This is a genomic window from Mesorhizobium muleiense (genome assembly GCF_900099905.1).
GTDB classification, from domain to species: domain Bacteria; phylum Pseudomonadota; class Alphaproteobacteria; order Rhizobiales; family Rhizobiaceae; genus Mesorhizobium; species Mesorhizobium muleiense.
Genome location: NZ_FNEE01000018.1, coordinates 116,582 through 126,282, shown reverse-complemented (window position 1 = coordinate 126,282; position 9,701 = coordinate 116,582). Strand labels below are relative to the sequence as shown.

Here is a 9,701-nt window from a genome sequence, read left to right as displayed (position 1 = left end):
CGACCTCGTATTGTGAGAAGGGAGCCGGTGTGCCTATCCTATGCCTACATGGCGCCGGCCCCTTCGCAGAGGGAAGGGCTTCCTTTGTTCGGCAGCTGAACGGCCTATCAGATCAATTCAGGGTGGTCGCGGTTGATCAGCTCCAGTGCGGTGGGACGGATTATCCCGCCGATCGCAAATATGTTAACCGGCTCGGTCGCGTGGATCATGTGATCGGCTTCATCGAAGCGCTGCGATTAAAACAGATCACGTTGGCGGGCAATTCAGAAGGATCATTCGTCGCAGCGCGGGTTGCGATCGTGCGCCCCGATCTTGTTTCCAGGCTCGTACTGCTGACCGCGAACTCCGTGTCTCCCGCGTTTGGAGACGACCGTGACGAAGCCTGGATGCAGGCTTGCCGGCAGGGTTACGACTACTCGGGCGCGATGCCGAGCGAAGAGGAATACATCGCCGAGTGCCGGAAATATTGCCGCGTCTGGGGGCAGGATGTGGAAGAGGCGACGCGAGAGGCGTATCGGCGGGCCGCAGCACGCGGACAATGGGAGATCTTCCAGAACCTGCCCGAAGAAGAAACCAATTGGCACCTCTATGTTGCGCTACAGCAAAGATACATCTTCCCCTACCTTGATCGGCTTCAGGCCCAGACGTTGATTATCTGGTCGAAGAACGACCCGACCGTGACGCCGGATCACGGTTTTAAGCTGGCAAAGCTGATCAGGAATTCGGATTTCCACCTGCTGAACAATGTAGGGCATGGTGTGCACATCGACCAGAGCGAAGCCGTGAACAGACTCATCCGTCAATGGCACGGGTAGTCACACGTCGAAGGGGAACCATAACGTGCTCCACCCCAGCGGTGCACTTAATCTTCTTCCTCGTCGCGAGTTGATCGTGGAAAAAGTCCATCGCGCAGACGTCGGGAATGCCGATGGTCTCTGCGCGATCGTTTCTCAGCTTAGCCTTCCCCCCAACCTTCGGCGGCGTATTTCGTCATACAGCGAGGACCATCTAGTATCAAGATGCCGCCCATACGTAAACGGAATTAGCATTTTGCTGGTCGTCTTCTATGATTATTCTTGCTGCTGACCAGCTCTACAGCATCGGAATGCGCCGAATGCAAAAATGCTTTTCCGTCGGTCGGGCTGCGAATCAGGTCATGGCATTGCATTGGTGAGCGGGATCAACCGACCTAAGCGCCGGTCTGACGGCAAATCGCAAACAGAAAGGGAGGAATCGATCATGAATAATATCGCCAGCGGTATAAGCCGTCGGAGCTTTCTCAAGACCGGCGCCGCGCTCGGGGGGGGGGTCATCGCGGCCGGCATGCCATTGTCACAAGTCATCTGGGCGGCCGAGGGTAAGCTGCTCAAAGTTCGTTCTATGGAAGATATCAATAAGCTTGATCCGGGGTTCTACAATAACTCTCAAAACGTCGATGTAATGAATTGCATCTATTCAAAGCTCACGCGCTACAAGCCTGGCTCTGAATGGGGCTGGGAGTTGGAGGCTGCGGAAAAGATTGAGCAGGTCGACCCAACTCATATCCGCTTCCGATTGAAGAAAGGCTTCAAGTTCACAGGCGGCTACGGCGAAATGACCGCCAAGGACGTTAAATTCTCCTTCGAGCGTGCTATTAAGTTCAACTCGCCGGTAAAAGTTGATTGGGGTTCGCTCGATCATGTTGAAATAGAAGACGACTATACCGGCGTCATCGTACACAAAACTCCGTTCGTGCCGCTCTGGTATATCACTCTTCCCTTCGGTGCCGGCCATATCATGTCCGAGGATGCGGTAATTAAGGCAACCGGCGACGGCAATGATTTCGGCATGACGCCACCGGCCTTTTCTGGACCCTACCTGCTCGCGGAATGGAAGCCGAAACAATATGTGCACTTGACGCGCAATCCAGATTGGTCGGGGCCGAAGCCCGGCTTTGACGAGATTCGCATTATCCCGATCTCCGATCCCAAGTCGGCGGAGCGCGCCTATCAGGCGGGAGACGTCGACTTCACTTGGGTGAGTCTCGATTCGCTCGCCAGTTTCAGGAAAAATCCGCCGGCTGACACAAAGATCGAGCAGCATCCTTCAATCCAGTATCACTGGATTGGCATTAACGTGGATCACCCGAAGCTAAAAGACATCAACGTGCGCAAGGCGATCCAGTGGGCGATCAATGTGCCGCAGATCTTGGATGTCGCCTATGCGGGTGAGGCGGCCGTAGCGACCGGCACAATTGCTCCTGGCCTTGTTGGACATCGCGATAAGGCGCTCGTCCCACCGGAGGGCGATCTCACAAAGGCCAGGGAGTTCTTGGAAAAAGCCGGTGTGAGTGATCTCACCTTGACCATCTCTGTCGAGAGCGCCGATGCGGCTTTGGCTCAAGCGGTGCAGGCACAATTGTCGCAAATCGGCATTGCGCTTACAGTCGATGTCCAGGAATCTGGCTCGTTCTGGACACTTGGCATGGAATCGGAAGGCGAGCGCTGGAAAGAGTTGCAGCTATTCTTCACTTACTTCAACAGTGTGCCGGATCCACATTACGCAACGGTCTATTTTGTGAGTGATCAAGTCGGCATTTGGAATTGGCAGCGCTTTCGCAGCGAGCGCTATGATGAACTAAGCGCCAAGGCAGCCACTGTCAGCGATCCCGGCGAGCGTGCAACGATGTACTACGAAATGCAGGATCTAATGGAAGAGTCCGGAGCCTTCCGCTTCATAACAAACGGAAGCACTCCGCTGATGTATCGAACCACACAGATGCAGGCTGCGACCCGCCCAGACGGACGCCCACTGTACAACGATTTTGGGCCGGCTTAGGCGCTAATATGTGGCTTTACCTCCTGAAACGGGTCGTACTTGGGGTGGCAGTTATTGCTATCGCTGAGGCGTTCCTGCTTCTGATGATCCATGCGGTGCCGGGGGATCCCGCTGTAGCTCTGCTCGGCCCGCAAGCCACACCGGAGTTTAGAGCTCAGCTCCATCAGCAAATGGGGCTGGATAAGCCGCTCGTCGTGCAGATCGTCACGTTCTTCGGCGGATTGCTTCGTGGAAATCTCGGCTTCGACGTTTTTAGCCAGAGGCCTGTGGCCGACGTCGTATTCGAGCAATTGCCCTATACGATCGAACTGATCCTTGTCTCGATCTTATGGGCGGTTGCGGTTGCGGTGCCACTCGGCTGCTACTCAGCCATGCGGCGTAATTCGATGATAGATCAGGCTGTTGGCATCGTGGCGGTTGCCACGATCGCCATTCCTTCATTCGTCATGGCGGTTTCCGCACTTCTGATCTTTGCTGTGATGCTTGGCTGGCTGCCCGCGATAGGAGCGGGAACCGGCTTTGCAGATAGAGTGATCCATCTTATCCTGCCGGCCTTCGCAATGGGTATCGGTTGGGTTGGATATATCTCCCGACTGGTGCGTGCATCGATGCTTGAGATCCTAGGTGAAAACCACATACGTATGGCCCGTTCTTTTGGCCTTTCGGAATGGCGCATCGTTACAGGCTACGCGCTGCCACTCGCGATCTTGCCGACCGTTACCATAATAGGCGTTGGCATAGCGTGGCTGCTTTCGTCTGCTGTTTTCATCGAAGTGGTGTTCGCAAGACCTGGTATTGGCGCTCTAATTGTGAACGCGGTCAGAGCGCGTAACTACCCGGTCGTGATGGGCGGCGCGCTCGTCACAACCTTCCTCATCGTCACTGCCACAACGATGTCCGACCTGATCAACGCAGCCCTCGATCCGCGAGCCCGGGAGGAACTCTGACATGGCTACTGTTCAAGCCAACCGAGCCGAAGCCAATGGCGAGCAAGGCCCGGGTACCTTTCTTAGCTTTCTCCGGCAAATGAGTAAGAACCGTCTGGGTGTGCTTGGAGCCTTGCTCGTTGTGTTAGTGTTTGCGAGCGCGATCTTCGCTCCGCTGATAATAACGCATGATCCGATTCGGATTATGGTCGGGCCGCGTCTGGCGGCCCCCTCATTGGATTTTCTCCTGGGCACCGATCAGCTCGGTCGCGACACGTTTTCTCGAATCATCATGGGCGGCCGCATTCCGCTCCTTGTCGCCTTCGCCTCCCTCGGCATTTCATTGGCGCTCGGCCTCGTGCTAGGCTTAGTCGCAGGCTTCGGGCCGCGCTGGCTCGACAACGTACTTCTTCTAATCTTTGATACGATCCGCTCGTTTCCCAGCATTATATTTGCGCTAGCCGTCATAGGGTTGCTTGGACCCAGTGTGACCAGCATCATTTTCGTAATCGCAACAACGTCCATACCTATTTATGCGCGCGTAGCACGCACCCAAACAGAAGCGCTTCGCAATAGTGAGTACATTGCCGCGGAGCAGAGCATGGGAGCTGGGACGACGCGCATCCTCGCAGTGCACGTACTTCCGAACGTTATCGGCCCTCTTATCATTCTTGTGAGCATGGACGTGCCGGCCGTTATCGCCGTACAGGCGGGTCTCAGCTTTCTTGGCTTGGGCGTGCGCCCACCGACACCCGATTGGGGAGCTGTCCTGAACGATGGATACAACTACATTAAAAACACGCCCTGGCTAGCGATCGCCGGAGGCATTCCGATCATCCTCGCAACCCTAGGCTTCACATTCTTGGGGGAGGCGCTGCGCGACATATTTGACCCCAAGCTAGGAAAAGACCTGTGAGACGCGATGGTACGGCGCCGCAAATGTCCAGTCTTTCACTTCTCGAAGTCCGTGGGCTTGATCTCTATTTCGGTACTCCATCCGGTGGCGTTCATGCGCTGCGAAACGTTTCGCTAGAGGTTCCAGCTGCACAGATTGTGGGTATTGTCGGAGAGAGCGGATCGGGAAAATCCACGCTCGCCTATACGGTAATGGGACTGCTTCCCGAAAATGCCGAAGTCACGGCCGGCGCTATTTTCTTCGAGGGTCGTAATTTGTTCAACATGCCCTCGTCGGCACGACGAGGCATTCGCGGCGATCGTCTGTCAATGATCTTCCAGGACCCGATGACTTCGCTCAATCCTGTGCGGTCCATCGAGAGCCAGATGATCGATATCCAACACCACGACCGACTTAGAAGTCGGCGCGAAAAACGCGCCCGTGCTATCGCCATGCTTCAAAGAGTCGGTATTCCCGACCCCGACTCTCGTATCGGCGATTATCCGCATCAGTTCTCCGGTGGCATGCGCCAACGTATCTGCATAGCCATGGCCCTTCTTGTGGAGCCCGCGCTTCTGATCGCCGATGAGCCAACCACTGCGCTTGACGCGACTCTTGAGGTGCAAATTATTCGTCTCCTGAAAGATCTCCAAGAGGAGATCGGCTGCGCCGTCCTTTTCGTCTCTCATCATCTCGGCGCGGTCGCTGAGCTATGCGACCGGGTCGCCGTCATGTATGCTGGCGAAGTGGTTGAGCAGGGGACCGTGCGAGACATCTTCCACAATCCCGCTCATCCCTACACCCGCGCGCTTCTCGAATGCGATCCGGGGCGGATCAGAAAAAGGACGCGGACTTTGCCGACCATTCCCGGGGATGTACCCAGCCTTCTCGGCGTCGATGGAGGATGCATCTTCCGTCAGCGGTGCCCCTCGGCATTCGATCGTTGTAGGCAAGAAAAACCGGTTGAGTACCGTATCGGACCCGAGCACAGCGCGCGATGCCATCTGCTTAGTGAAGAACAGAAGGTTTCAGCATGAGCGCGCTGCTCCGCGTCCAGGATCTCTGCGTCCGTTTCCGCACCATGGGCCCACTGAAGGCGCTTGCCACGGGTACGAAGCATCCTTTCGTCGACGCGGTCTGCGGCGTGTCCTTCGAAATTCGCAAAGGCGAGACACTTGGCCTTGTGGGCGAAAGCGGCTCGGGCAAGTCCACGGTTGCGCGCGCAATCATGGGGTTGAGACCGCCTGTGAGGGGCAGCATTCGCTTCGAGGGACAGGAACTCACTGGACTGACCGTGGCCGAGCGTAAGCCGTATCTGCGGCGGATGACGATGACGTTCCAGGATCCCATCGGCTCGCTCTCGCCACGCCTGACGGTGCGATCGCTCCTGTCGGAGCCCTTCCGCATCCACGGATTAAGCAATCGCGACGCCGGAGCCGAAACGGAACGTCTCTTGCGTATGGTCGGCTTACCGACGGATTTTGCTCGCCGCTACCCCCATCAGCTTTCCGGCGGGCAGGCCAGGCGCGTAGGCGTCGCGCGTGCCCTTGCGCTCAATCCGGACCTAATCATTGCCGACGAGCCGACGGCTGGCCTCGACGTATCGGTGCAGGGCGAGGTGCTTAATCTGTTTGCTCGCTTGCAGGACGAACTCGGCATCGCCATACTCATCATCACTCACAACCTCAATGTCGTACGCCATATCACTGACCGTATGGCGATCATGTATCTTGGCCGCTTCGTCGAGATCGGGCCGACCGAACAGATTTTCGATCAACCGCGGCATCCATATACGCAAGCCTTGCTGTCGGCGAATACGGAACCCGATCCGGATGCCGTTCTCAATCGCATTGAGATAAAGGGCGAAGTGCCGAGCCTGATGAGACGGCCATCCGGGTGCGAGTTCCACACGCGCTGTCGCTACGTCCAGAAAATCTGTAGCAGCGTGTTCCCCGAAACTTCAGTAAGCCCGAACGACGCCAAGCACAGCTTTAAATGCCATTTCCCGTTGGAGCCCGAAACGGCGCGGTCGTTGCAGCAGCGACCGCCGGTTCCAATCGGATCCCGGTTCTGATGATGCGAGTCATAGCGCGCGCCTAACCGCGCCACGACATTTCTCCCCCACAAGAGGCGAGGCAGTAACAAACCTGCCGCAGTCAGGAGAAGGCTACCTCCCATGCCTATCGTCAATCGCGTCGCCAGGCTGGTCTTCAATGACGGGATACATCGCCCCGCGAGATTGCAGACCTACAAGAGGGTGAACGAAGCATTATGAAAACGACTGCGAAACATTGGGCAACGGCTGTGATCTGCTCCACCGCGCTCGGCAGCCTTGTCGATCTCGACGGCCCGCTGAACCGGGAAGCAGTAATTCACTACGACCTGTTGCTGATGAAGCCGTCATCAACATCTCTTTGGGGTCAGTTCAATGCGTCACGTCTATGTCAATGGTGATTATCTACCGGAAACCGAAGCACGTGTCTCGATCTTTGACCGCGGGTTCCTGTTTGCCGACGGCGTCTACGAGGTGACGCTGGTTCTTGACGGAAGGCTCGTCGATTTTTCCGGCCATATGGCCCGCCTACGCCGTTCCCTCGGTGAACTGGATATGCCGTTCTCGCTGGCTGAGGAAAAACTGCTGGAAATCCATCGCGAACTGATCGAGCGGAACCAAATCAGCGAGGGCTTGGTCTACCTTCAGGTGACGCGCGGGGTGGCCGACCGCGATTTCAACTTCCCGCTGAAATCGACGCCCAACACTGTTGTGCTGTTCACGCAGAAGAAGTCGATCGTCGACAGCCCACTCGCCGCCCGCGGTCAGCATGTCGTCACGTTCGATGATCTGCGATGGCGGCGCTGCGACATCAAGACTGTTCAACTCCTCTATCCATCGATGGCGAAGATGCAGGCCAAAGCCCAGGGGGCTGATGATGCGTGGCTAGTCAAGGACGGTTTTATCACGGAAGGTTCGTCAAGCAACGCGTATATCGTCACGACGGACGGAACGGTTGTCACACGGGATCTTTCCACCGACATTCTGCAAGGGATTACGCGCGAAGCCGTGCTGCTATGCGCTGGTAGTCTTCAGCTGCGGGTAGAGGAGCGGCCGTTTACGGTCGAGGAGAGCGAGAACGCGGCGGAAGCCTTTTCCACATCAGCGTCTGGTCTCGTCAGCCCCGTCGTGAGTATCAATGACAAGCCGATCGGAGCCGGTAAACCGGGCTCGATTACGGCGCATCTGCGGCAACTTTACCTCGAGCGGAAACGGGCTTCGGCGATCTAGCAACTCGGGGAGCCCCCTTCTGCCGATTTGGCGACTGCTATTTCCAGCGGCACACCATCATCGAGGCTCCCAGCGCGGCGAAGGCGCAGAGTTTCGGTGAACGCACTCTAGTGTCCTGATTCCGAAGTTCTGACGATTTTAGCATGTTGGTCGCCAGTTTTGAGGGTTGCGAGGCAGAATCGTTCGATCGAGGCGAGAATGTCGGTAGCGGACTTTGTCCATCTGAAGGGCTTCGGGTCGGCGTTGACAGCATCGATGTAGGCGTGGATGGCGGCTTCGAGTTCTCCGGTTGAGCGGTGAACGCCGCGCCTGATCTGCTTGTCGGTGAGATCGGCGAAGAAGCGCTCGACTTGATTGATCCAGCACGCGCTGGTGGGTGTTAGATGGACGTGCCAGCGGGGTCGCTTGGCGAACCAGTTGCGGATGGGTTGCGTCTTGTGCGTGGCGTAGTTGTCCATGACCAAATGGATGTCGAGATCTTCAGGAACCGCCGCTTCGATCTCGTCGAGGAAGCGGCGGAACTCCGTAAAGCGGTGGCGCGGATAGCATTTGCCGATGATGCGTCCGGTGGCGAAATCGAGCGCTGCGAACAGCGACGTCACGCCGTGGCGCTTGTAATCATGGCTGCGCCGCTCGATCTGGCCGGGCCGCATCGGCAGCACCGGTTGGGTGCGATCGAGCGCCTGGATCTGGCTCTTCTCGTCCACGCACAGGACCAGCGCGTGTTCGGGCGGTGCCATGTAGAGGCCGACGATGTCGCGCACCTTCTCGACAACAAAGGATCGCTCGATAACTTGAAGCTTTCTGCGCGGTGCGGCTGAAGGCCGAAGGCTTTCCATATCCGATGGATCGTCGATGGCGCATGGTGGACGGCGCGTGCCATCGAGCGCAGGCTCCAATGCGTGGCTTCGCGTGGTGTCGCCTCCAGTGTCAGGCGGATCGTCTCGGCAATCGCATCATCGCCGATCTGTCGTGGCGGACCCTGCCGCGGCTCATCGTAGAGGCCATCCAGCCGATCTTGGGCAAAGCGGCGTCGCCACTTGCCGGCCGTGTTCTCAACCGCCCCGACGCGCTGCGCGATCACTTTGTTCTCAAGCCTCTCGGCCGCCAACAACACAATCTCTGCCCGCTGCGCCAGACCTTGCGCCGTTCGCCGCCGGCGCGACAGACCTTCAAGCTCCTTGCGTTTCTCGGCGCTCAAGTCGATGGTGCAGCAACTCGTCCCATGCATTGCATCTCCAATCGAATCAACACAATAATCGCACGAATTACGCGATCAGGACACTAAGAGCATGATGAGATTATCTCCGGTCATATCTGAGTTTGCGAAATAGTTTGAGCATTCGTAATGCGTGACACGATTGAGAGTTTGGCCGATTGCGTCGCAGACGGCCTCGACGGTTCGGTGTGCCGTGTTTCGCAACCAGTGCTTGAGCTTGGCGAAGAACTATTCGATTGGATTGAGATCGGGCGAGTATTTGGGCAGGAAGAAGAGCCTCGCACCCGCTTTTGCGAATTGCGCGCCAAACGGCCTTGCTTTTGTGAGAGCCGTGATTGTCCATCAAAACGATGTCGCCCGGCTAGAGGGTGGGCACGAGAACCTTCTCGATATAGAGGAGGTATCTCTCGCCGTTGATCGGCCCGTCGATGAGCCAAGGGGGCTTCGATGCGATCATGACGCAGCGCAGCCAGGAAGGTCATGGTCTTCCAGTGATGGGGTGTACCCCCCCGACAGCATCGATGTGCCAGAGTGGAGGTGTTCTCAGCCACTCAAAGGAGG

7 protein-coding genes and 3 pseudogenes are annotated in these 9,701 nt (G+C 57.2%); 7 read left to right on the top strand and 3 right to left on the bottom strand.

Going from position 1 to position 9,701, the window contains the following annotated elements; genetic code table 11:
- On the top strand, nt 1-815 hold an 815-nt coding region (locus BLT09_RS25105), incomplete at its 5' end, for an alpha/beta fold hydrolase (protein WP_342028469.1).
- 46 nt (nt 816-861) lie between these two features.
- Here BLT09_RS25105 and BLT09_RS35900 read toward each other — a convergent pair.
- A pseudogene (locus tag BLT09_RS35900) lies at nt 862-990 on the bottom strand (IS3 family transposase); the annotation flags it as partial.
- Nucleotides 991-1,239: 249 nt separating this feature from the next.
- Between BLT09_RS35900 and BLT09_RS25100 the strand changes: the two are divergent.
- The 6 genes from BLT09_RS25100 to BLT09_RS25075 all read left to right on the top strand — a co-directional run bounded on the left by BLT09_RS25100 (nt 1,240) and on the right by BLT09_RS25075 (nt 7,921).
- A complete protein-coding gene (locus tag BLT09_RS25100; protein WP_091598033.1) occupies nt 1,240-2,817 on the top strand; it encodes an ABC transporter substrate-binding protein in 1,578 nt (525 codons plus the stop codon).
- 8 nt (nt 2,818-2,825) lie between these two features.
- A complete protein-coding gene (locus BLT09_RS25095) occupies nt 2,826-3,764 on the top strand; it encodes an ABC transporter permease (protein WP_091598010.1) in 939 nt (312 codons plus the stop codon).
- 1 nt (nt 3,765) lies between these two features.
- The gene (locus tag BLT09_RS25090; RefSeq protein ID WP_091598008.1) at nt 3,766-4,659 is read left to right on the top strand and encodes an ABC transporter permease; all 894 of its coding nucleotides are present in this window, start codon (nt 3,766-3,768) and stop codon (nt 4,657-4,659) included.
- 23 nt (nt 4,660-4,682) lie between these two features.
- Nucleotides 4,683-5,675 carry an ABC transporter ATP-binding protein gene (locus BLT09_RS25085; RefSeq protein WP_164891505.1) on the top strand — a complete coding sequence of 331 codons (993 nt, stop codon included), beginning with the start codon at nt 4,683-4,685 and terminating at the stop codon, nt 5,673-5,675.
- 44 nt (nt 5,676-5,719) lie between these two features.
- Nucleotides 5,720-6,712: an ABC transporter ATP-binding protein gene (locus BLT09_RS25080; RefSeq protein ID WP_164891507.1), complete on the top strand. Its 993-nt coding sequence runs from the start codon at nt 5,720-5,722 to the stop codon at nt 6,710-6,712.
- Between the two features lie 354 nt (nt 6,713-7,066).
- Nucleotides 7,067-7,921, top strand: a complete 855-nt coding sequence (locus BLT09_RS25075) for a D-amino-acid transaminase (RefSeq protein WP_091597999.1) — start codon at nt 7,067-7,069, stop codon at nt 7,919-7,921.
- A 107-nt stretch (nt 7,922-8,028) separates the two neighbouring features.
- On the opposite strand, the pseudogene BLT09_RS25070 reads toward BLT09_RS25075, so the two are convergent.
- Both BLT09_RS25070 and BLT09_RS35130 read right to left on the bottom strand, forming a co-directional pair.
- Nucleotides 8,029-9,152: pseudogene (locus BLT09_RS25070) on the bottom strand (IS630 family transposase).
- Between the two features lie 45 nt (nt 9,153-9,197).
- Nucleotides 9,198-9,634 (bottom strand): annotated as a pseudogene (locus BLT09_RS35130) (IS630 family transposase); the annotation flags it as partial.
- Between the last annotated feature and the right edge of the window lie 67 nt (nt 9,635-9,701).

Bases quoted from the DNA above. Each gene is read 5' to 3' on its own strand.
- BLT09_RS25095 (WP_091598010.1), top strand. From the start codon at position 2,826: ATGTGGCTTTACCTCCTGAAACGGGTCGTACTTGGGGTGGCAGTTATT.
- BLT09_RS25080 (WP_164891507.1), top strand. From the start codon at position 5,720: ATGGGCCCACTGAAGGCGCTTGCCACGGGTACGAAGCATCCTTTCGTC.
- BLT09_RS25100 (WP_091598033.1), top strand. From the start codon at position 1,240: ATGAATAATATCGCCAGCGGTATAAGCCGTCGGAGCTTTCTCAAGACC.
- BLT09_RS25090 (WP_091598008.1), top strand. From the start codon at position 3,766: ATGGCTACTGTTCAAGCCAACCGAGCCGAAGCCAATGGCGAGCAAGGC.
- BLT09_RS25085 (WP_164891505.1), top strand. From the start codon at position 4,683: ATGTCCAGTCTTTCACTTCTCGAAGTCCGTGGGCTTGATCTCTATTTC.
- BLT09_RS25075 (WP_091597999.1), top strand. From the start codon at position 7,067: ATGCGTCACGTCTATGTCAATGGTGATTATCTACCGGAAACCGAAGCA.